General features: G+C 73.3%; 20 protein-coding genes. 11 read left to right on the top strand and 9 right to left on the bottom strand.

Annotated elements, in window-relative coordinates; all coding sequences use genetic code 11:
- Positions 1-316 precede the first annotated feature (316 nt).
- From AB0A61_RS25055 to AB0A61_RS25085, 7 genes are all read right to left on the bottom strand, one after another.
- Positions 317-508, bottom strand: a complete 192-nt coding sequence (locus tag AB0A61_RS25055; RefSeq protein WP_361296259.1) for a DUF2795 domain-containing protein — start codon at positions 506-508, stop codon at positions 317-319.
- A gap of 99 nt (positions 509-607) precedes the next feature.
- On the bottom strand, positions 608-2,176 hold the full coding sequence (locus AB0A61_RS25060; RefSeq protein WP_361296262.1) for an NAD(P)/FAD-dependent oxidoreductase: 1,569 nt from the start codon (positions 2,174-2,176) through the stop codon (positions 608-610).
- Positions 2,177-2,288: 112 nt separating this feature from the next.
- The gene (locus AB0A61_RS25065) at positions 2,289-4,529 is read right to left on the bottom strand and encodes a serine/threonine-protein kinase (protein WP_361296265.1); all 2,241 of its coding nucleotides are present in this window, start codon (positions 4,527-4,529) and stop codon (positions 2,289-2,291) included.
- A 128-nt stretch (positions 4,530-4,657) separates the two neighbouring features.
- The gene (locus AB0A61_RS25070; protein ID WP_361296652.1) at positions 4,658-5,506 is read right to left on the bottom strand and encodes an oxygenase MpaB family protein; all 849 of its coding nucleotides are present in this window, start codon (positions 5,504-5,506) and stop codon (positions 4,658-4,660) included.
- Between the two features lie 108 nt (positions 5,507-5,614).
- The gene (locus tag AB0A61_RS25075; RefSeq protein ID WP_361296268.1) at positions 5,615-7,393 is read right to left on the bottom strand and encodes an MOSC and FAD-binding oxidoreductase domain-containing protein; all 1,779 of its coding nucleotides are present in this window, start codon (positions 7,391-7,393) and stop codon (positions 5,615-5,617) included.
- A 214-nt stretch (positions 7,394-7,607) separates the two neighbouring features.
- Positions 7,608-8,786, bottom strand: a complete 1,179-nt coding sequence (locus AB0A61_RS25080; RefSeq protein ID WP_361296271.1) for an acyl-CoA dehydrogenase family protein — start codon at positions 8,784-8,786, stop codon at positions 7,608-7,610.
- 150 nt (positions 8,787-8,936) lie between these two features.
- Complete coding sequence (locus tag AB0A61_RS25085) at positions 8,937-9,320, bottom strand: ferredoxin (protein WP_361296274.1); 384 nt, start codon at positions 9,318-9,320, stop codon at positions 8,937-8,939.
- Positions 9,321-9,438: 118 nt separating this feature from the next.
- On the opposite strand from AB0A61_RS25085, the gene AB0A61_RS25090 reads away from it, so the two are divergent.
- The 8 genes from AB0A61_RS25090 (at position 9,439) to AB0A61_RS25125 (ending at position 15,144) form a co-directional block, all read left to right on the top strand.
- Positions 9,439-9,837, top strand: coding sequence for a ChaB family protein (locus AB0A61_RS25090; RefSeq protein WP_361296277.1), 399 nt, complete (start codon positions 9,439-9,441; stop codon positions 9,835-9,837).
- Positions 9,838-9,904: 67 nt separating this feature from the next.
- Positions 9,905-10,276 (top strand): DUF6479 family protein, encoded by a 372-nt coding sequence (locus AB0A61_RS25095; RefSeq protein ID WP_361296280.1) that lies wholly within the window; start codon positions 9,905-9,907, stop codon positions 10,274-10,276.
- Positions 10,277-11,068: 792 nt separating this feature from the next.
- A complete protein-coding gene (locus tag AB0A61_RS25100; protein ID WP_361296655.1) occupies positions 11,069-11,794 on the top strand; it encodes a ribonuclease BN in 726 nt (241 codons plus the stop codon).
- A 90-nt stretch (positions 11,795-11,884) separates the two neighbouring features.
- Positions 11,885-12,376: a DUF1360 domain-containing protein gene (locus AB0A61_RS25105; protein ID WP_361296283.1), complete on the top strand. Its 492-nt coding sequence runs from the start codon at positions 11,885-11,887 to the stop codon at positions 12,374-12,376.
- Positions 12,377-12,380: 4 nt separating this feature from the next.
- The gene (locus AB0A61_RS25110; RefSeq protein ID WP_361296286.1) at positions 12,381-12,845 is read left to right on the top strand and encodes an ATP-binding protein; all 465 of its coding nucleotides are present in this window, start codon (positions 12,381-12,383) and stop codon (positions 12,843-12,845) included.
- A gap of 243 nt (positions 12,846-13,088) precedes the next feature.
- Positions 13,089-14,081, top strand: a complete 993-nt coding sequence (gene dhaK / locus AB0A61_RS25115) for a dihydroxyacetone kinase subunit DhaK (protein WP_361296289.1) — start codon at positions 13,089-13,091, stop codon at positions 14,079-14,081.
- A gap of 45 nt (positions 14,082-14,126) precedes the next feature.
- The gene (gene dhaL / locus AB0A61_RS25120; protein WP_361296292.1) at positions 14,127-14,735 is read left to right on the top strand and encodes a dihydroxyacetone kinase subunit DhaL; all 609 of its coding nucleotides are present in this window, start codon (positions 14,127-14,129) and stop codon (positions 14,733-14,735) included.
- A 1-nt stretch (position 14,736) separates the two neighbouring features.
- Positions 14,737-15,144, top strand: a complete 408-nt coding sequence (locus tag AB0A61_RS25125; protein ID WP_361296295.1) for a PTS fructose transporter subunit IIA — start codon at positions 14,737-14,739, stop codon at positions 15,142-15,144.
- A 292-nt stretch (positions 15,145-15,436) separates the two neighbouring features.
- Here the strand turns inward: AB0A61_RS25125 and AB0A61_RS25130 are convergent, their stop codons facing one another.
- The gene (locus AB0A61_RS25130; protein WP_361296658.1) at positions 15,437-16,153 is read right to left on the bottom strand and encodes a glycoside hydrolase family 75 protein; all 717 of its coding nucleotides are present in this window, start codon (positions 16,151-16,153) and stop codon (positions 15,437-15,439) included.
- A gap of 384 nt (positions 16,154-16,537) precedes the next feature.
- Between AB0A61_RS25130 and AB0A61_RS25135 the strand changes: the two genes are divergently transcribed.
- The 3 genes from AB0A61_RS25135 (at position 16,538) to AB0A61_RS25145 (ending at position 19,255) form a co-directional block, all read left to right on the top strand.
- On the top strand, positions 16,538-17,560 hold the full coding sequence (locus tag AB0A61_RS25135) for a fibronectin type III domain-containing protein (RefSeq protein ID WP_361296298.1): 1,023 nt from the start codon (positions 16,538-16,540) through the stop codon (positions 17,558-17,560).
- Positions 17,561-17,581: 21 nt separating this feature from the next.
- Positions 17,582-18,523, top strand: coding sequence for a LysR family transcriptional regulator (locus tag AB0A61_RS25140; protein ID WP_361296301.1), 942 nt, complete (start codon positions 17,582-17,584; stop codon positions 18,521-18,523).
- 192 nt (positions 18,524-18,715) lie between these two features.
- Positions 18,716-19,255, top strand: coding sequence for a hypothetical protein (locus AB0A61_RS25145; RefSeq protein WP_361296304.1), 540 nt, complete (start codon positions 18,716-18,718; stop codon positions 19,253-19,255).
- 115 nt (positions 19,256-19,370) lie between these two features.
- Here AB0A61_RS25145 and AB0A61_RS25150 read toward each other — a convergent pair whose 3' ends face one another.
- Entirely contained in the window at positions 19,371-19,922 is a 552-nt protein-coding gene (locus tag AB0A61_RS25150) for a PadR family transcriptional regulator (protein ID WP_361296307.1), read from the bottom strand.
- Between the last annotated feature and the right edge of the window lie 61 nt (positions 19,923-19,983).

Consider the following 19,983-nt stretch of genomic DNA (forward strand, 5'->3'; position numbering starts at 1 on the left):
GTCCTCGTACTGGACGTACTTGGGCTTTCGGCCGGTGCGGCGAGAGTGCGTGCCGGGCGTCGCGACGGGGCGAACGTTGCCTGCCGGGGCACTAGGCAGTTCCGGCTGAGCCGCGGACGGTCAACGCGCCTGGTCGGCAGCGTGAATCCGATCGCCGAGACGAGGCAGAACTACCGACGGACTTCAGGCGCAGGACACCAGCTAGTGCCCCGGCAGGCAATGGGCGCCGCCCCCCGGGTCCGGTCCTGCGTGATCGCGGGCCGCGAGCCTGCGGTCCGGGCCGGGACCGCAGGCTCGCGGGACGGGAGCGGGGCCGTCAGTGCTTGAAGACGGCCTTCTGGACCTCGTTCGGTCCGTCGAAGTGGTCCTCCTTCAGACCGTCGAGACGGCGGACGATCTTGTCGTCGGCCTTGTTCCTGCGGGCACGTTCCACCAGGTGCTGCTTGTCCGTCGGGTAGTCCATGCCGCTGAGGGCCTTCTGCAGGTCGATCGGGCTGAGGTCGGCCATGGGAGCCTCCGGTGGGGGGTGGTACGGCCGTCCGCGGGGAACGGCCGCGTCGTGTGGATACCTTCGCTGTGTCGGAGTGCCCCACGACGCCGGAGGCATTCAGCCGCCCGGCCCCTCCAGCACCGCCATCGCCGCGTTGTGCCCGGGCACCCCGCTGACCCCGCCGCCGCGCACCGCGCCCGCGCCGCACAGCAGCACGTTGGCGTGCCCCGTCTCCACACCCCAGCGCCCGGTGCCCTCCTGGGCGTAGGGCCAGGTCAGGGCCCGGTGGAAGATGTTGCCTCCGGGCAGCCGCAGGTCCCGCTCCAGGTCGAGCGGTGTCCTGGCCTCGATGCACGGCCGGCCGTCGGCGTCCGTCGCCAGGCAGTCGGCGAGCGGCTCCGCCAGGTGTGCGTCGAGCTGCGCGAGCGTCGACTTCAGCAGCTCCTCCCGGACGGCGTCGTTGTCCCGGGTGAACAGGCGGGCGGGCGTGTGCAGGCCGAAGAGGGTCAGCGTCTGGTAGCCCTGCTCGACCAGGTCCGGGCCGAGGATCGTCGGGTCGGTCAGGGAGTGACAGTAGATCTCCGAGGGCGGCGCGGCGGGCAGCTCGCCGGCCGCGGCCTGGGCGTGTGCGGTGGCCAGCTGCTCGTACCCCTCGGCGATGTGGAAGGTGCCGGAGAACGCCTCACGCGGGTCGACGGAGGCGTCCCGCAGTCTCGGCAGCCGCTTGAGCAGCATGTTCACCTTCAGCTGGGCACCCTCGGCGGGTTCGGGGGGTGTGTCGCCGGTCAGCGCGGCCAGGGCCTGCGGAGAGGCGTTCACCAGCACGTGCCGCGCGCCGACGGTGCCCTCGCCGTCCCGTGTGCGGTACGTGACCTCGGCCCTTCGGCCATCCGTCGCGACCCGTACGGCCTCGTGGCCGGTGGCGACGACGGCGCCCGCGCGGCGCGCGGCGGCGGCGAGCGCGTCGGTCAGCGCACCCATGCCGCCGACGGGCACGTCCCAGTCGCCGGTGCCGCCGCCGATCACGTGGTACAGGAAGCATCGGTTCTGCCGCAGGGAGGGGTCGTGGGCGTCGGCGAAGGTGCCGATGAGCCCGTCCGTGAGGACCACCCCGCGCACCAGGTCGTCGGCGAACCGGTCCTCCACGGCGACGCCGATGGGCTCCTCGAACAGGATGCGCCAGGCGTCCTCGTCGTCCACCCGCCGGCGCAGCGCGTCGCGGCTGGGCAGCGGCTCGGTGAGGGTGGGGAAGACCCGCCTGGCGACGCGTCCGGTCATGCCGTAGAAGCGCTGCCAGGCCTCGTACTCGCGGTCGGAGCCGGTGAGCCGGGCGAACGCCTCCCGGGTCCGCTCCTCCCCGCCGCCCACGAGCAGCCCGGTGGGCCGTCCGTCCCGCTCGACGGGTGTGTACGAGGACACGGTGCGGGTGCGCAGGCGGAAGTCCAGGGCCAGGTCCCGCACGATCTTCTGCGGCAGCAGGCTGACCAGGTACGAGTAGCGGGACAGCCGTGCGTCCACCCCGGCGAACGGGCGCGTGGAGACGGCGGCGCCGCCGATGTGGTCCAGCCGCTCCAGCACCAGCACCGACCGTCCGGCCCGGGCCAGGTAGGCGGCGGCGACCAGCCCGTTGTGCCCTCCGCCGACGATGACGGCGTCGTACGTCCCATGTCCCTCGAGTGCGGTCATGGTTCTTGGTAACACGGGATGATCTAGGTCGGCCAGGGGTGTGCCCGCACGGATGCGGAGCCCGGGAACCACGTGCCGCGTGGCCGGGGCCGGAGGCGGCCGGGGTCCGCGTTCACAGGCCGCCCGCCGCCCGCCGCTGGCGCAGGACGGCGACCCTGCGGTACAGCTCCACGGCCTCCGCGCCGCGGCCGAGCTGTTCCAGGCAGTGGGCCTCGTCGTTGCGGCTGGCGAGGGTGTCGGGGTGGCCGGCGCCCAGGACGCGTTCGCGGGCGGCGGCCACCCGGCGGTATTCGGTGAGCGCGTCCGCCCAGCGGCCGAGCCAGCCGAGGCCGACCGCGACCTCGCGTCGGCTGACGAGGGTGTCGGGATGGTCGGCGCCCAGCACGCGCTCACGGATCGCGCACACGTCCCGGGACTCGGCGAGGGCCTCCTCCCAGCGGCCGAGCCGGCCGAGGTTGACGCCCAGGCCGTGCCGGGCACGCAGGGTCTCCGGGTGGGCCGGACCGTGGACCCGGGTGCGGTCGTCGATGAGGCCCCGGTAGAGCTGGAGCGCCTCCGCGCTGCGGCCGAGCCGGCCGAGGCTGATGCCGACCTCGTAGCGGGCCGCCAGGGTGTCGGGGTGGTCGGGTCCCAGTGCCCGGGCGCGCGCCTCCGCGACCTCGCGGTAGGTCTGCAGGGCCTCCGTCCAGCGGTTCAACTGGCCCAGGGCGTAGGCGACTTCGTACCGGGTGACCAGGGTGTCGGGGTGCTGCGGCCCGAGCACCCGGGCGCGGGCGGCCGCCACCTCGCGGGCCATGCGGTAGGAGTCCTCCAGCCGGCCCAGCCGGCTGAGGTTGAAGGCGAGGTTGTGGCGACAGCGCAGGGTGTCGGGGTGGTCGGCGCCCATCGTGCGCTCCCGCGCGGCGAGCACCGACGCGTACACCTGGTGGGCGTCGAAGTGGCGCCCCAACTGGCCCAGCACGTAGGCCATTTCCTGACGGACGGCGAGCGTGTCGGGATGGTCGGCGCCCAGCACCCGGATGCGTGCCTCGGCCACCTGTTTGTACTCGCGCAGTGCGTCACCGGCGCGGCCGGTGCGGCTCAGGGTGAAGGCCACCTCGTAGCGGCTGGCCAGGGTGTCGGGGTGATCGGGTCCGAGGAGGCGGGCACGCTCGGCGGCGACCGCGCCATGCACCTCGGCCGCCTCCGCCCAGCGGCCGAGCCGACCCAGGCTCAGGCCCGCGTTGTGCCGGCCGATGAGGGCGGCGACGGCCTCGGACCGCGGGCCGGAGCGTGCGTCCGGCGGCGCGGGCTGTTCCGCGCGGCCCGCGGCCGGCCGTGCGATCCACTCGCCGGTGAGGCCCGCCGCCGCGTCCGGGGGTGTGGTGCGCAGTGCGGATCCGGTCGCCTTGTGGCCGGTGGTCATGCCGCGCGTCCAGGACGGCAGACGGCCCTCGCGCGCCGCCGGTTCGGCCGGGCGCGGCCGCGGGCGCGGTGTGACGACGGTGGGGACGTATGTCGGCGCGGTCCGGCCCGCGATGATCCGGCGGCACAACTCGTGGGCGTCGCGGGGCCGTTGCTCGGGCAGCTTGGCGAGCAGGTCCAGGATGATCCGCTCGAGGTACTGGGGGAGTTCGCCGCGGTGGCGGCGCGGCGGGGTCGGCGGGGTGTCGCGGTGACCGACGAGGATCGCCCAGGCGTCGTCGAGGTCGAACGGCGGTGCCCCGGTGGCGATTTCGTACAGTACGCAGCCGAGCGAGTACAGGTCGCTGCGCTGGTCGACCTCGGCGCTGCCGATCTGCTCCGGGGACATGTAGTGCGGGGTGCCCATGGCGATGCCGGTGCCGGTCAGGCGCGCGGTGAAACCGATGTCGTGGCCGAGGCGGGCGATGCCGAAGTCGCAGATCTTCACCGTGCCGTCGCCCAGCCGCATGATGTTCGCCGGTTTCAGATCGCGGTGGACGATGCCCTGTTGGTGGGTGTAGGCGAGCGCGGCGGCGACCTGTTCGGCGATCTCGACGATGTCGGGTACGGGCAGCGGCCGGTGCTCGTTGTCCTCCAGGAGCTGGCTGAGGTTGCGGCCGTCGAGCAGTTCCATCACCAGGTACAGGACGCCGTCGCACTCGCCGAAGTCGTGGACCACGGTCACCCCGCGGTGCTGGAGCGCCGCGGCGACCCGGGCCTCGCGCCGGAACCTCTCCCGCAGCACGCGGGTGAAGGACGGGTCGTGGTGCGGGCCGAGCGGCTTGAGGCACTTCACCGCGACGCGGCGGCCCAGCGACTCGTCCCGCGCTCGCCACACCTCGCCCATGCCGCCGCGCCCGATCACGTCGAGCAGCCGGTAACGGCCCTGGATCAGCCTGGTTTCCGCCATCTCGCGCCGTCGCCCCCGTCGCCGTGTGCCCCGCCCTCCCCTGGCCGGAGCCTGCCCTCGGACCGTCCCGGGGCCGATTCCCGGCGCCGGCCTGATCCAAAAGGCGGGTCCTCGTCCAGTATGGCGGGCTATCGTCCGACTTTGTACGGTGCCGGACGCGACTCGGGGCCGAGCCTGGCCATGGCGCGGAGGATGTGTTTGGGCGGGAGTTGCCAGCGCACACGTGCGGGAACACAGCGCAGCAGGGTGCCGGTGGCCCGCAGCCGGCGGGTGACGGTGGCGGGGGCCGGGGCCGGTCTGCCGTACAGCTCGTGGGCGTACGGCGGCAGGGCGGCGTACGCCAGATGCGCCACACGCCGCCACAGCAGCTCGCGCGCCGGGACCAGCAGGGGATGCGTCGGGGGGCGGAGGAGGAAGTCGTCCACCTCGCGTGCCTCTGCTCCTGCGGCGAGTTCCGGGCGCACCTTGTCGAAGTAGGCGGCCAGCTCCGCCCGGTCGCGCGGGACGGCGCCGGGGTCGAGGCCCACCAGACGTGCGCTGGTGCGGTGTTCGGCGATGTACCGGTCGGCCTGCGCGTCCGTGAGGGGGAACCCGGAGCGGCGCAGGACGTGCAGATACGAGTCGATCTCGGCGCAGTGCACCCACAGCAGCAGCGCGGGTTCGCCGATCCCGTACGCCTCCCCCGTCTCCGGGTCGGTGGCCGACAGCAGGCTGTGGATCCTCCGCACCCGGGTGCCCGCCTGTTCGGCGGCCTCGGTCGTCCCGTACGTGGTCGTACCGACGAAGTTCGCGGTACGCATCAGCCGCCCCCAGGCGTCGCGCCGGAAGTCGGAGTTCTGCAACACGCCGCGCACCGCACGCGGGTGCAGCGCCTGCAGGTACAGCGCGCGTACGCCCGCGACCCACATCATCGGGTCACCGTGCATGTGCCAGGTCACCGAGGACGGCCCGAAGAGACCGGGGTCGGCGTCGGTCATGCGGCCCTCCTCCAGGTACGCCCGTTGGACCACGATGCCAGCCCCGCCGCTCACGGTCGACACCACGCCGTCGGGCGGCCGCGCGGGCGGTCCTCCACGGGTCGGAGGTCACAGGTCCAGAACGACATCGCCGGTGCCCGGCGCCGGAGTTGAGCAGCAGATCAGGGCGTTGCCCTCGGCGGGGGGCTCGACGGGGTCGGGCGAGTAGGAGACCGCCCCGGACAGCAGGGGCGACTCGCAGGTGTGGCAGACGCCCGTGCGGCAGGACCACCGCACCGGCACGTCACAGGCCTCCGCGAGCTCCAGCAGGCTCTGCCGGTCCCGCTGCCAGGGCACGGCCAGGCCGCTGCGGGCGAAGGTCACCTCCGGGCCCGTGCCCGGCTGCCCGGCAGGCTGGTGCGGGGCCCGGGCCGTCGCCGGAGCGCCGATGCCGGGGGTGATGGCCGCGAGCGCCCCGAACAGCTCGGTGTGCACCCGTGCCGGGTCCAGACCCGACTCGAGGAGGGCGACGGTGGTGGCGTCCATGAAGCCCCCCGGTCCGCACAGGTAGGCGTCCGCGTCGGCGGGCAGGCCCAGGCCGGTGATACGCGCGGGCGTGAGCCGGCCCTCGTCGGTGTAGTCGGCGCCCCTGCGGTCGGCGCCCGCGGGCCGGCTGTAGTAGATGCGGCTCCTGGCATGCGGCAGCGCTGCCAGCAGCTCACGGCTCTCCGCGGCGAACGGGTGCTCCTTGCTGTTGCGGGCACCGTGCAGCCACCACACCTCCCGGTGCGAGGCCGACCGGGCGAGGGCGTGCAGCATGGCGAGCACCGGGGTGGCGCCCACGCCGACGGAGATCAGCACCACCGGCGAGTCGCCCGCCGCCAGACAGAAGGTGCCGCGCGGGGCCGCCACCTCCAACTCGGTGCCGACGACGGCCCGGGAGTGGAGGTAGGCGCTGGCCACGCCGTGCGGCTCCCGCTTGACGCTGATCCGGTAGTCGCCGGTGCCGGGTTCACCGGACAGGGAGTAGCTGCGCACCAGGGGCGCGTCGCCAGGGCCGGGCCGGACCTTCACCGTGACGAACTGCCCCGGCAGCGCTGCGGGCAGCGGAGCCCCGTCCGGGGAGGCCAGTGTCAGGGATGCCACGCCGACGCTCTCCGCCCGGACGGCCGTGACGGTGAGCGGCCGGAATCCCGGCCAGGCCGGCGGCGGGGCGGCAGCACCGGTCAGGCCCGCGTTTCCGCCCGCCCCCGCGGCACCGTCTCCGGGCTGCTCGAGCAGGGCGCGCATCGAGGCCTGCCAGCCCGGGCTGAGGGCTGGGATCCGCAGGGCCCGCTCGACCTGCTCCCGGCTGTGCCCCGGCAGGTACAGCAGCCCGTCGATCTCCTGGACGGACATGTCCTCCGGGCCGGAGGCGACCTTGACGATCTCCTGCCCGGCCTCCACCTCGCCCTCCTCGATCACCCGGAGGTAGAAACCGGGGCGCCGGTGCGCCACGAGCAGCGCCGCCATCCGGGGCTCGCCCAGCCGCAGGCCGACGCGGTAGCAGGTCACCCGCGGCTGGCTGACCTCGAACACGGCGCCACCGATCCGGTAGCGGTCGCCGATGCGGACTTCGTCGTCCGGGAGCCCGTCCACGGTGAAGTTCTCGCCGAAGTGTCCCGGCCTCAGATCGTCGCGGCCCAGCTCCCGTGCCCAGTGGCGGTAGGAGTCGAGCTGGTAGACCAGCACGGCGCGCATCTCCCCGCCGTGTCCGGCGAGGTCGCCCTGGCCGTCGCCGTCGATGTTCAGCCGCCGCACCATGCGCGCCCCGGTGACGGGGTGCTTCCAGACGCCCGTGTGGACGGTGCGGCCCTGCCACGGCACGTCCTTGGGCAGCCCCACGTTCACCGATGCCAGCGTGGCCATGATCCACCTCGCCCGTCAGCCGCTGCCGAGTCGGACTCCCAGCATTTCGCCGTGGGGCGCGATCCGCCATTCACACCAACGGCACCCGGCCGCGCCGCCGGTGCATCGCAGGGCGGAGCATGACCCGCCTACCGGGCGTACTCGGGTGATGCGACAACGCGGAAAGGTGCCGCGCCAGGCATCGCGGACCCGGGGTTGATCCGAACGACACCCCCTAGCGCCGCACCCGTGGCATGCCCAGGCCGATCCAGGAGATGATCTCGCGCTGGATCTCGTTGTTGCCGCCTCCGAAGGTGAAGATGACCGCGGAGCGGTAGCCGCGTTCCAGTTCGCCGCGCAGGACCGCGCCCGCCGAACCCTCCTTCAGCGCGCCCGCCGCGGCGACGACCTCCATGAGGCAGGCGTAGGCGTCCCGGCGCGCCTCGGAACCGTAAACCTTGACCGCGGAGGCGTCCTGCGGGGTGAGCGTGCCGTTCTGTACGGCGCCGACCATCTGCCAGTTGAGGAGCTTGAGCGCGTCGAGTTTCACATGCGTCCGGGCCAGGCAGCGGCGCACCCAGGGAAGGTCGATCACGCGGCGCCCGTCGGCGAGCTTGGTCCGGCTCGCCCAGCGCTGCACGTCGTGCAGGGCCCGGATCGCCATGGTGCCGTGCGCGGCGAGCGTGACCCGCTCGTGGTTGAGCTGGTTGGTGATCAGCCGCCAGCCCTGGTTCTCCGCGCCGACCCGGCGGGAGGCGGGAACGCGTATGTCCTCGTAGTAGCTGGCAGTGGTGTCGTGCGAGGCGAGGGTGTTGATGACGGTGCACGAGTAGCCGGGGTCCGCCGTCGGCACCAGGAGCATGGTGATGCCCTTGTGCGGCGGGGCCGCGGGGTCGGTGCGCACCGCGAGCCACACCCAGTCCGCCGTGTCGCCGTTGGTCGTCCAGATCTTCTGCCCGTTGACGACGTACTCGTCGCCGTCCCGTACCGCCCGCGTCTTCAGGGACGCGAGGTCGGTGCCCGCGCCGGGCTCGCTGTAGCCGATGGCGAAGTCGATCTCGCCGGAGAGGATCTTCGGCAGGAAGTACGTCTTCTGCTCGTCCGTGCCGAACTGCATGATCGTGGGACCGACGGTGTTGAGTGCCATCAGGGGCAGCGGCACGCCGGCCTGGGCGGCCTCGTCGAAGAAGATGAACTGCTCCATCGGCGTCAGTCCGCGACCGCCGTACTCCTTGGGCCAGCCCACTCCCAGCCAGCCGTCGGCGCCGAGCCGCCGGATGGTGTCGCGGTAGAACCGCTTCTGGGCGGGCGGATCGATGTGGCGGTCGTCGGCGTCGTCCGGCACCAGCTCGGCGAAGTAGGCGCGCAGTTCACTGCGCAGCCGCTGCTGCTCGGGCGTGTATTCGAGATGCACGGCGCCTCCAGGCTCCCCAGAGCGGTCCTGACGGCGCACACCGTAGAACGTGTTCCAGAAATTGGGAATGCCGGTGCGGTAGTCCGCCCCGGCGCCGCGGCCTCCTCCCGGCCTCCGGCCCGGCTTCGGGCGGGCGCCGCGCCTGCCTCGTCAGGCGAGCGTCCCGATGAACTCCGAGCAGGCCCCGGCGCACGCCCGGCACGCCGCCGCGGTCTCCTCGGCGCCCAGGTGCCGGTCGAACACGTGCGCGCTCTCCAGACAGACCGTCCGGCACCACTCCAGCTGCACACGTATGCCGGCCTCGTCCTGCCGGTTCTGCTCGGACAGCACACGGCAGGTCGCGTCGCACACCTCCGCGCACATGATGCCCTTGCGGCGGACGAGCTCCTGATCCTCGCTCCCGACCGGATCCACCAGACTCGCGCGCAGTGCGCACGCCCGCGCGCACTCCGTACACGCCTGCGCGCACGCGAAGCGGTCCTCCAGGAATCGGATGAGTTCCTGTTGCGAAATCGCCGATGGTGTTGTAGTCACACCGCGCGGGTAGCCGGTGCCGAACCCGCCAAACCCGCTGCTCCCAAGGGTTCGGACCGTTTTCGGCCCCTTCTCCGGGCACTCGTGCGGCCCGGCACCCGACATTGGGAGGTGGACCGTGCCCGGACGACAGGAGCTGCCGTCGACGCTGGAGCGCTCCCCCGAGGACGCCCAGCGCACATGGATCAAGGCCCACGACTCGGCGGTGGAGGAGTACGGCGAGGGCGAGCGGGCGCACCGCGTCGCCTACGGCGCGCTCAAGCACAAGTACGAGAAGGTGGGCGACCACTGGGAGCGCAAGGAGGGCGGCCGCAAGGGCCCCTCGGACCCCCGGTCGGCCCGGCCCCGCGGGCAGGGCGGGCGCAGCGGCGAGGGCATCGACGAGAACGCCTCCAGGGAGCACCTCTACGACGTGGCGAAACGCCTCGGCGTCGAGGGGCGGTCCCGGATGTCGAAGGACGAGCTGCTGGACGCGCTCCGCAAGGCGAACCGTTCGAGGACGCGGCAGGCCCGGTAGGACTGACCGACCGGGCGACGGATGCGCCGAGCCGGTTCACCGCGGACACCAGGGGTACCCGCCGCTCATGACTACCGCATCGCTGAACCTCGCCGCAGCCCGGGACCTGCTGGTCGGCATCGGTCCCTTCGCCGCGGGCCTGATCGTGGTGGCCCTGCTGATCGGCGCCTTCTGGATGGGGGCGCGCATCCGCCGCCGCGAACCGGGTCCCCCGCGCCCCGAGGAACAGCCGAGGGTGCCGGACGAGGGCCCGGTCGGCGAGGTCCTGGAGAACCGTGAACCCGACGAGGTGCCCAGGAGCGGCGACCGGCTCACGCCGCACCGGTTGCCGGCCCACGGCAACATCCGGTCCCGGACGAGCCCGACGCGGCAGCGTCCCCGCTGGGACGAGGGCAGCAGTGGCTCGTTCGGCAGCGGAGGGCCGGGCGGCGGCCGCTGACGTCCGGGTGGGGCCGTCGCACCGAACCGCACAGAGGGACCTCGCAGAGGGAACAGAAAGAAGTGAGATCCATGGCCGACGACCCCGGCCGAAGCACTCTGCCCCTGCCGGACTACGACCATCTATCGAGGTGCTGACCGCCCGCCTGGAGCAGCTGCAGTCGGGCGCCAGGGCGACCCGGCGGCTCTGCGCCCCGAGCAGGGCCAGAGCCAGGCGGGCTCCCCCGTGACTCCCGCGACCTCGCCGGAGCCGTCCAGCCCGCCGCCGCACGGCACACCGGACCAGCGGGGCAAGCCGAAGGGCGACCGCACATAACCCTCGCCCCCTCGGCCCACGGACCCGGTCCGCGGGGTGACGGCAGGACCAGTCGCCGTGCTGTGTCGTCCGAGTCGTGACGAGTCGTACCGCGCAAGGCCGGTACGACGTGCGGTGAACGACTGGTCGCACCCGGGGGTGCCGTGACAACTGAAGCCCCGGACGGGGCACTTCGGCACGCGGATGTGGCCGGTCGCCCGAGATCGGCCGATGCGTCGTGACATGCCCCTCCCGGCCCGCGTACCCGCCCCACGTGCGGCGGGCCCGTGCCCTCGACGATGATGGGTGTGCGCGACCGCGCGCCGGTTTCCCGGGCCCGCGGAGAGGAGGCGCGGTCCTCATGTCACGCCAGACATCGAGCGTCGCCGGGCACGGTGACGGACACCTCCGGCGGGCGCGTTGAACGGGCGAAAGTCCAGCAACCGCCCAACGGCCAAGCTCTCGTGGTTCGTTGAGGTCTACCGGCGCGGCAAGGACCTGGAGCTCATGCACCGGGCCATGGGCTTCGCCACGCTCGCCCTGGTGACTCTGGCCCCGCTGCTGATCGTCGTGGCGGCGGCGGATCCGCTGCGCCACGGCGGATTCGCGCTGTGGCTGGTGGACGGCATGGACCTGTCCGGCCGGTCCGCCACCGTGCTCTCGCAAGTCTTCACCCCGCCGCGCAAGGTGGTCGGCGCCACCAGCGTGTGGGGCGGGGTCCTGCTCGCCGTGTTCGGCCTGTCCTTCGCGTCGAGCGTACAGAACGGCTACGAGCGGGTGTGGCGGTTGCCCGTGGGGCCGTGGCACCGGATCTGGCGGCAGGCCGTCTGGCTCCTCGCCCTCATGCTGTACCTGTACGTGCAGGTCCAGACCCGCACCGCGCTCGCGGGCACGTACCGGATGCTGATCAGCGTGGCGATCGGCGTGCTGTTCTTCTGGTGGGGGCCACACTTCCTCCTCGGCCACCAGGTGCGGTGGCGGCTGCTGCTGCCCGGAGCGATCGCCACCATGGCGGGTCTGGTGGGCCTGCGCGCCTTCTCCTACCTGGTGTTCACCCCGCTCATCGTGACCAACGCGGTCAGCTACGGCGCCGTCGGCACGGTCCTGGTGGTGGAGTCCTGGCTCATCGGCGTGGGGTTCGTCGTGCACGGCGGAACGCTGGTCGGGCATGTCTTCTGCGACCGTATGGGCCATCTGCTGGAACACGTGGAGCACGAGGACTGACGGGCCGGGCCACCGCGTGTGGCGGTCCGGCGGCGGGGCACTCGATCGGGGATGACGCGGGTGCGTGCTGCGGCGAACAGGAGGGACTGCATGGCGGCCGGAGAGCGGTCCTACGACGACCGGGACGAGGTGCCGCTCGTCGGCTACGCGACGCTGACGGCGACCTTCGCCGCGGGCGCCGTGCTGTTCGCGGCGGTGGTCCGGCGCCGTGGGGTGCGGCTGCCCGACCGGATCCCGCCGTGGGACGTGGTGCTGCTGGGCGCAGGGACGTTCAAGGCGTCGCGGCTGCTGTCCAGGGACAAGGTCACCAGCTTCGTGCGGGCCCCGTTCACCCGCCGCACGGAGGACATTGCGGCCGGCAAGGTGATGGAGGAACCACGGGGCAGGGGTGTCCGGCGCGCCGTCGGTGACCTGGTGTCCTGCCCGTTCTGCACCTCCGTGTGGGTGGCCGGTGCGCTGGTCGGCGGATACGCTCTGGCGCCGCGGGCGGCCCGGCTGGTGTGCGCGGGGCTGAGCGCGGTGACGGTGGCGGACTGGCTGCAGTACGCCTGGAGCTGGACCGAGCAGAAGGCCGAGGGCTGAGGCGGTGACCGAAACGGCGGTGCTCGCGGTCCTGGTGGGGCTGCAGGCGTCGGGCAAGTCCACCTTCTACCGCGAGCGGCTGGCGGACCGTTTCGAGGTGGTGAGCAAGGACCTCTTCCCGCGGGGCGCCCGAGGCAAGCAGGCCCGGCAGATGCGGTTGGTCGAGGAGGCGCTGACCGCGGGCCGTTCGGTGGCCGTGGACAACACCAACCCCTCCCCCGAGGAGTGGCGGCCCCTGGTGGACGCCGGACACGCCCACGGCGCATTGGTCGTCGCGTACTGGTTCCCTCCTGACCTGGCGGGAGCCCTGCGCCGCAACGCCGTGCGCCCGGGGCGCGCGCGGGTCCCGGAGGTCGGCGTCCACGCGACGCTCAGGCGGTTGTGCCGGCCCGCGCCCGGCGACGGCTTCGACACCGTGTACGACGTGCGGTTCGACGGGCGTGGTGGCTTCGAGGTCGCGGCCGCATGACGGCGGCGGGACCGGGCCGCCCGGCCGGACCAGCGGGGCGCGGCAGCTCGCCGGGACCCGCGGTACAGGTGACCATCGCGGTCACAAGGCCGATACTGCGGAGTGCGGGTGATTGCACCCGCCGAACCGTGTGTGGCGCTCCTCTGCCGTCGGCAGACCAGTGTCCCGACCACCGCATCCCGCACCCGACCTCACGGAAGCGCCAGACCGAGACCGCCCCGCCGGGCCCACCAGGAGGCAGCCATGAAGATGCTCATCAACGTTGCGGAGACAGTGGTCGCGGACGGGCTGCGCGGTTTGGCGGCCGCCCATCCCGAGCTGACGGTCGACGTGGAGAACCGGGTCGTCGTACGGAGGGACGCCCCCGTCGCCGGGAAGGTCGGCCTCGTCTCCGGCGGCGGCTCGGGGCACGAGCCGCTGCACAGCGGGTTCGTGGGCCCCGGGATGCTGTCGGCGGCCTGTCCGGGAGAGGTCTTCACCTCGCCGGTGCCGGACCAGATGCTCCGGGCCGCCGCGGCCGTGGACAGCGGGGCGGGCGTGCTGTTCGTCGTGAAGAACTACACGGGTGACGTGCTCAACTTCGACATGGCGGCCGAGCTCGCCCAGGACGAGGGCATCCAGGTGGCGAAGGTGCTGGTCAACGACGACGTGGCGGTGACCGACAGCCTGTACACGGCGGGGCGGCGCGGCACCGGCGCGACACTGTTCGTGGAGAAGATCGCGGGCGCGGCGGCCGACGAGGGACAGCCGCTGGAGCGGGTGGAATCGATCGGCCGGCAGGTCAACGAGAACTCGCGCAGCTTCGGCGTCGCGCTCAGCGCATGCACCACCCCGGCCAAGGGCAGCCCGACGTTCGATCTGCCGCCCGGGGAGCTGGAGCTCGGCATCGGCATCCACGGCGAGCCGGGCCGGGAGCGGCGGCCGATGATGACCTCCGGCGAGATCGCCGACTTCGCGGTGCACGCGATCCTGGAGGACATGGCCCCGCGCAACCCCGTACTGCTGCTGGTCAACGGCATGGGGGCGACTCCGCTGCTGGAGCTGTACGGCTTCAACGCCGAGGTGCACCGGGTGCTCGCCGACCGGGGCGTGGCCGTCGCCCGCACACTGGTCGGCAACTACGTCACCTCGCTCGACATGGCAGGTGCCTCGGTCACCCTGTGCCAGATCGACGAAGAGCTGCTGCGGCTGTGGGACGCGCCGGTGAAGACACCGGGCCTGCGCTGGGGCATGTGACACGGTACCGGCACCCCGACCGTACCTACCACGCAAGGAGATCCAGTGCTCGACGCCGACTTCTTCCGCCGCTGGATGACGACGACCGCCGCGTCCGTCGACCGCGAGGCGGAACGGCTCACCGCCCTCGACTCGCCCATCGGGGACGCCGACCACGGCAGCAATCTGCAGCGCGGGTTCACGGCCGTGCGGGCCGCGCTGGAGAAGGAGGCGGCGGACACGCCGGGCGCAGTGCTGACCCTGGCCGGACGCCATCTGATCTCGACGGTCGGCGGCGCGTCCGGGCCGCTTTACGGGACGCTGCTGCGGCGCACCGGCAAGGCGCTCGGAGACTCCACCGAGGTCAGTCAGGAGCAGCTCGCCGAGGCGCTGCGGGCCGGAGTGGACGGGGTGATGACCCTCGGCGGTGCGGCGCCCGGCGACAAGACCATGGTGGATGCGCTGGTACCGGCCGTGGACGCGCTCGGCGAGAGCTTCGCCGCAGCACGGGCCGCGGCCGAGGAGGGTGCCGAGGCGACCACGCCGCTGCAGGCCCGCAAGGGCCGGGCGAGTTACCTGGGCGAGCGCAGCATCGGACACCAGGACCCCGGGGCGACGTCGTCCGCGCTGCTGATCGCGGCACTCGCCGAAGCCGCTGAAACCGCGGAGGCCTGAAGTGAGTGCCGAGAAGATGGTCGGGATCGTGCTGGTGTCGCACAGCGCGGAGGTGGCCACGTCGGTGGCGGAGATGGCGAAGGGCCTGGCGGGCGGTGTCACGACGGTGCCGGTGGCTCCGGCGGGCGGCCGCGAGGGCGGTGGGTTCGGCACCAGTGCCGAGCTGGTCACCGCCGCGGCCGCATCGGTGGACCAGGGCGTCGGGGTCGCCGTCCTCACCGACCTCGGCAGCGCGGTGCTCACCGTGAAGGCGCTGCTGGAGGGCGACGAACTGCCCGACGACACGCGGCTGCTGGATGCACCCTTCGTCGAGGGCGCGGTGGCCGCGGTCGTCACGGCGGCCACCGGCGCCGACATCGACGCGGTGGAGACCGCGGCCGTGGAGGCGTACGGCTACCGAAAGGCGTGAAGCCGCCTGGTCCTGCAGCCATCGCAGGCCCAAGTCGCCGAGCCACGGCCACGGCCTGCACGGCTGGGGGGTGCCGTTTGGATCACCGCGGATCAGGCCGCGGCGCATGGTGGGGTGCCTCGCAGGGCGGAGCATGACCCGCGTACCGGGCGTACTCGGGTGATGCGACAACGCGGCGAGGTGCCGTGCCAGGCGTCGCGGACCCGCGGTGATCCAAACCAGACCCCCTGGGCACGTCCTGCCGCCGAACGGCGCAGCGGACGGCGGCCCCCGGCCGTGGGCGTCGCGTTCGTCATCGGCGGCGTGCGGGCGTGGTGCGCACCAGTTGCCGTGCCAGCCGCTCTCCCGCCGCCACGGTCGCCGCGTGGTCCTCGATGCGGTCCACCCGGGCGTTCCTGAAGACGATGTAGGTCACGCCGTGGCCCACGCCGCCGCGGCGTGGGTCCGCCGGGATGCCCAGGCGCCGGGCGGTGGCGTACGAGGCCTCGCCGATCACGTCCCGCGGCCCGGTGTCGCCGACGACCGCGTACTGCACGCGGTTGCGGTAGACGACGGCCGCGACCGATCCGCCGCCCACCCCGTGGGTGAAGTAGTTCCAGATGCGGCTCGGGGCGGGCAGGACGATGTACGGCAGGCGCTCGGCGTTCAGCCGTCGGCCGTCGGACTGCTGATAGGCCGCCGCGGGCGAGAAGTGCGGGTCGGTTCGGCGGTTGCAGCGGGCGGTCGGCCGTCCGTCGCAGTCGATGTCCATGTCGGCCTTCCAGAAGACGGCGCCGCTCAGGCCGCAGATGCGAACGGTGGCCGGTGACCCTGCGTCAGGACGGTAGCGGCCGCGGGAGACGGGCGCGCAGCCGCGTGTCCTGGCGAGCAGGTCGGCGGCGCGGACGTTCCCCTCGCTCCTCACCGTCGGCTCCTCTCGGGCCAAGTGGGGCGCGGCGACGGGGGGAGGTGTGGCCGGGGCGAGCAGGGTGGCGCTCGCCGCGGCGAGCGTCAGCGACTGGACACGCACGATGAGGAACCCTCTCCTCGGGGACATGACGGACATTCAGCCCAAATGCGCTGAAATGATCGTGCGGCCAACGTTAGGGGAACGGGCGATCCAGAGCTCGTAACGCCCACCAGGGCGGCCGGGGATCACAGGCCGAGCCGGCCCGGCCCCCGACCGCCCGCACCGGCGCGGCACAGCGACGACAGCGATCCGCGCCACGGCACGAACACCCTTGCTCTGCTGGGTAGTTCAGCCGCTTGGAGGCTTCAGCATACGTAACTCCCGCCGGGGGTCGCCCAGGACGGCCCCCTTGATGCGGTGCCGCCATCCGCGTCATATTGGTCCGGGCCTTTGAGGCGCGGCGTCCGGGCCGTCCACGCCGCCGTTCCGGGGAGGCCAGACCTCGTGCGACGCACTCCCGCCCCCGTTGTCCCGTGCCGCCCGTCCGGGCGTGCCGTCGCGGTCTGCGGCGCGCTGGTGCCGCTCTCCTCCTGCGGCTGGGCGGGTGCCGACGAGGGAGAGGGCCGCGGCCTGCCCGGGGCGCCGACGGGCGTCACCGCGACCGCGGGCAGCGCGACGAGCGTGCATGTGATGTGGAACGCGGTGTCGGCCGTACCGGACGTCAGCGGCTACGAGGTGTATCGCGACACCACCAGGGTGAAGGAAGTACCGGGGTCGGAGCACATGGTGGACGTCACCCGGCTCAGGCCCTCGACCACCTACGTCTTCACCGTGCGGGCCCGGGACACCGACGGCCGGCTCGGTCCGCGCAGCCGGGCTGTCCGGGCGACGACTCCAGCCGCCACGGCGGCGGACCGCTCCGTCCCGACCCGCCCGCTCGCTCCGCGGGGCCGGGTGGTGGGAAGCCGGGCCGTCCAACTGTCCTGGTCCCCGTCCAGGGACGACCGGGGGGTGGTCTCGTACGACATCTATCAGGGCGCCGCGAAAATCCACAGTGTGGACGGGGCCCAGACGGCGACCGTGATCACGGGCCTGCGGCCCGGCACGCGCTACTCCTTCACGGTCCGGGCCCGCGACGCGACCGACAACCTCTCCCCCGGCAGCGACCCGGTACGCGTGACCACCGCGCCGGGCTCCGACGACAGCCGGGGGACCGCACCCACCCGCTTCCACGCCACCACCCACCGCGACGGCGGGGCCTCCTACATCGATCTGGCCTGGGTTCCGCCGCGCACGGAAGGGGCGGTGACCGAGTATCAGATCGAGCTCGACGGGCAGGCCGCCACCTCCCTCGTCTGGGGCGGCACCGCACCACGCGACCGGGCCTCGTACAGCTTCTACGTCGGACGGGACTCCGGGGTCGCCCACCGGGTACGGATCAGGGCCAGGCTGCCGGACGGCACTTGGGGCGGCTTCTCGGCGGAGCGCACGGTGCGGACGGTGCGGACGGGCCAGGGAGAGTCGTAGGCGGACCTTAGGATCGTCCGTATGGCCCACAGGAACACGGATGGCCGGCCGGGACCCGGCGCGCCGCTGGACCTGTCGCAGCTGCGCACCTTTCTGGCCGTGCACCGCGCCGGGTCGTTCACGGCGGCGGCGCGGCTGCTCGGGCTGTCGCAGCCGACGGTGACGGCGCAGATCCGGGCCCTGGAGGAGCAGCTGGGCCGGGAGCTGTTCGAGCGGCGGCCGCGGGGCGTGGTGCCCACTACGGTGGCGGACCAGCTGGCCGGCCGGGTCGCCGCGCCGCTGGACGCGCTCGCGGCGGTCGCCGACCGCGGCGGCCCCGGGGCCGACCGGCCGCCGGAACCAGTCCATCTGGCGGGTCCTGCCGAGCTGCTGTGCACCCGCGTCCTGCCCGCGCTGGCCCCCCTGGTCGAGGAGGGCGTGCGGCTGCGGACCGGCACCGGCCTCACCGACGACCTGCTGCGGGCGCTGCGCGCCGGGCGCCACGACCTGGTGATCGCCACCTCGCGGCCACGCGGCCGCGCGCTGAGCTGGGTCCCGCTGATGGACGAGGAGTTCGTGCTGGTCGCCGCGCCCCTGTGGGCCGAGCGGCTCCACCCCGAGCGCATCGCCGCTCAGGGACCCGCCGCACTGCGCGAGGCGCCCCTGGTCACCTACGCCGAGGACCTGCCGATCGCACGTCGCTACTGGCGGCACGTGTTCGGGACACGGCTGGCCGCGCAGGCCGCGATCACCGTGCCGGACCTGCGGGGCGTGCTGTCCGCGGTCGTCGCCGGAGCCGGGGTCACCGTGCTCCCCCGCTATCTGTGCCTGGACGAGCTGAGCTCGGGCGCGCTCGTGCCGCTGCTGTCACCCGAGGACCCGCCGATCAACACCGCCTACCTCACCCAGCGCCCGGGCGTCCCGGACAACCCGCACGTCCTCGTCGTCCGCGAGCGATTGCTCCAGGCCGCGCCGACCTGGTGAAACGCGGGCCGCGCGCCCGCCACCCGGGGGCCGCCCGGTGCGCCGGGCGCGGGATCCCGTCACCCGCTCGGGTGCGCTCCGCATGCGGTACGGGCTTGTGGCACGTTGGCTGACTCCGAGGCAGCACGGGCGATTCCCTATCTCCGGCGGCGCATGGGACGGACCGCCGACCGTGCCGCCGGAGGACAGCCAATGCGCACTTCTCAGCCTTTGCTCCGCTCCGGCCCGGTCCTGGCGGCCTCCGCCGCGCTCGCGGTCGGTCTCACCGCCGGACCGGCCGCCGCCGCGGGGCCGGGAATCTCCGTAAGCACCAGCGGCTCCACCGTGTCCGTCACCACCAGCGTGTGTTCCCTGGTCAACGGCAGCTGGGGCACAGCCTCACTTCTCACCAGCAGCCAGACGAACTTCACCCAGGGACGGCAGGTGCCGCTGACCGGCACGAAATCCGGCCAGTCCGCCGCCTGGCAGAACGTGAGCCCGGGCACGTACACCGTGATCGTCGTGTGCTCCAACAACATCACGGCGGGCACCCAGTCGGTCGTCGTCTCCACCCGCACGGCGCCGACGATCTCCGCCACGTCCTCGCCGTCCCACGGCGTGATGGGCGGCCTGGGCGGCGGCACCAAGGACTACGGTCCGATCACCTTCGCGGTGGGCGGGGCGCTGGTCGGCACCGCGATGATCGCCACGGGCTGGGTGCTGCGCCGCCGCTCGAAGCCGTACCGGCTCTGAACCGACGGGCGCCACCGCGGCAACACGCCATCCGCCGTGCCAGGTGCGGCGGAGCAATCCGGCATGGCAACCGGGGCCGCCCGGCCGGGACGGGCCATCGCGCGTCCGGCCGCCGTCACACCGGGTCGGGGCCGGGCAGCTCGGCGAACTCCTCCAGCGCGTGCGCGAGCCACTGCGTCCAGAAGGTCTCCAGGTCGATGCCCGCCCGCAGCACCAGGTGCTGCAGCCGGTCCTGGGCGCCGTCCTTGCCGGGCGGAAAGTCGCGCTGCTCGATCTCCCGGTACTCCGCCAACTGGCGTTGATGCAGCTCCAGATGGCGCCGGAGGTCGGATTCCAGGCCGGCGGTGCCGACGACGGCCGCGGCGCGCAGCCGCAGCAGCAGGGTGTCCCGGTGCGGCCTGGGGTCCTGGGACGCGGCGGTCCAGCGGGCCAGTTCGGCACGGCCCGCCGGCAGGACCTCGTAGCTCTTCTTCTGCCCGCGGGCGGGCTGCTCGGCCGGCAGCGCGCGGATGAGTCCGTCGGCCTCCAGCCTGCCCAGCTCCCGGTAGATCTGCTGATGCGTCGCCGACCAGAAGTAGCCGATCGACCGGTCGAAGCGGCGCGTCAGCTCCAGCCCCGACGAGGGCTTTTCGAGCAGTGCGGTGAGGATCGCGTGCGGGAGTGACATGAGGTCATCCTAGGGACGGGGTGGTACGGGGCTACGGGGCAGCCGCGGCGGCCCCGCCCCC

Source organism: Streptomyces sp. NPDC046197 (genome assembly GCF_040646295.1).
Lineage (GTDB): Bacteria > Actinomycetota > Actinomycetes > Streptomycetales > Streptomycetaceae > Streptomyces.

Bases quoted from the DNA above. Each gene is read 5' to 3' on its own strand.
- AB0A61_RS25055 (WP_361296259.1), bottom strand. From the start codon at position 508: ATGGCCGACCTCAGCCCGATCGACCTGCAGAAGGCCCTCAGCGGCATG.
- AB0A61_RS25070 (WP_361296652.1), bottom strand. From the start codon at position 5,506: ATGACCGACGCCGACCCCGGTCTCTTCGGGCCGTCCTCGGTGACCTGG.
- AB0A61_RS25060 (WP_361296262.1), bottom strand. From the start codon at position 2,176: ATGACCGCACTCGAGGGACATGGGACGTACGACGCCGTCATCGTCGGC.
- AB0A61_RS25065 (WP_361296265.1), bottom strand. From the start codon at position 4,529: ATGGCGGAAACCAGGCTGATCCAGGGCCGTTACCGGCTGCTCGACGTG.
- AB0A61_RS25140 (WP_361296301.1), top strand. From the start codon at position 17,582: ATGGCCCACAGGAACACGGATGGCCGGCCGGGACCCGGCGCGCCGCTG.
- AB0A61_RS25150 (WP_361296307.1), bottom strand. From the start codon at position 19,922: ATGTCACTCCCGCACGCGATCCTCACCGCACTGCTCGAAAAGCCCTCG.
- AB0A61_RS25145 (WP_361296304.1), top strand. From the start codon at position 18,716: ATGCGCACTTCTCAGCCTTTGCTCCGCTCCGGCCCGGTCCTGGCGGCC.
- dhaK (WP_361296289.1), top strand. From the start codon at position 13,089: ATGAAGATGCTCATCAACGTTGCGGAGACAGTGGTCGCGGACGGGCTG.
- AB0A61_RS25105 (WP_361296283.1), top strand. From the start codon at position 11,885: ATGGCGGCCGGAGAGCGGTCCTACGACGACCGGGACGAGGTGCCGCTC.
- AB0A61_RS25075 (WP_361296268.1), bottom strand. From the start codon at position 7,393: ATGGCCACGCTGGCATCGGTGAACGTGGGGCTGCCCAAGGACGTGCCG.
- AB0A61_RS25095 (WP_361296280.1), top strand. From the start codon at position 9,905: ATGACTACCGCATCGCTGAACCTCGCCGCAGCCCGGGACCTGCTGGTC.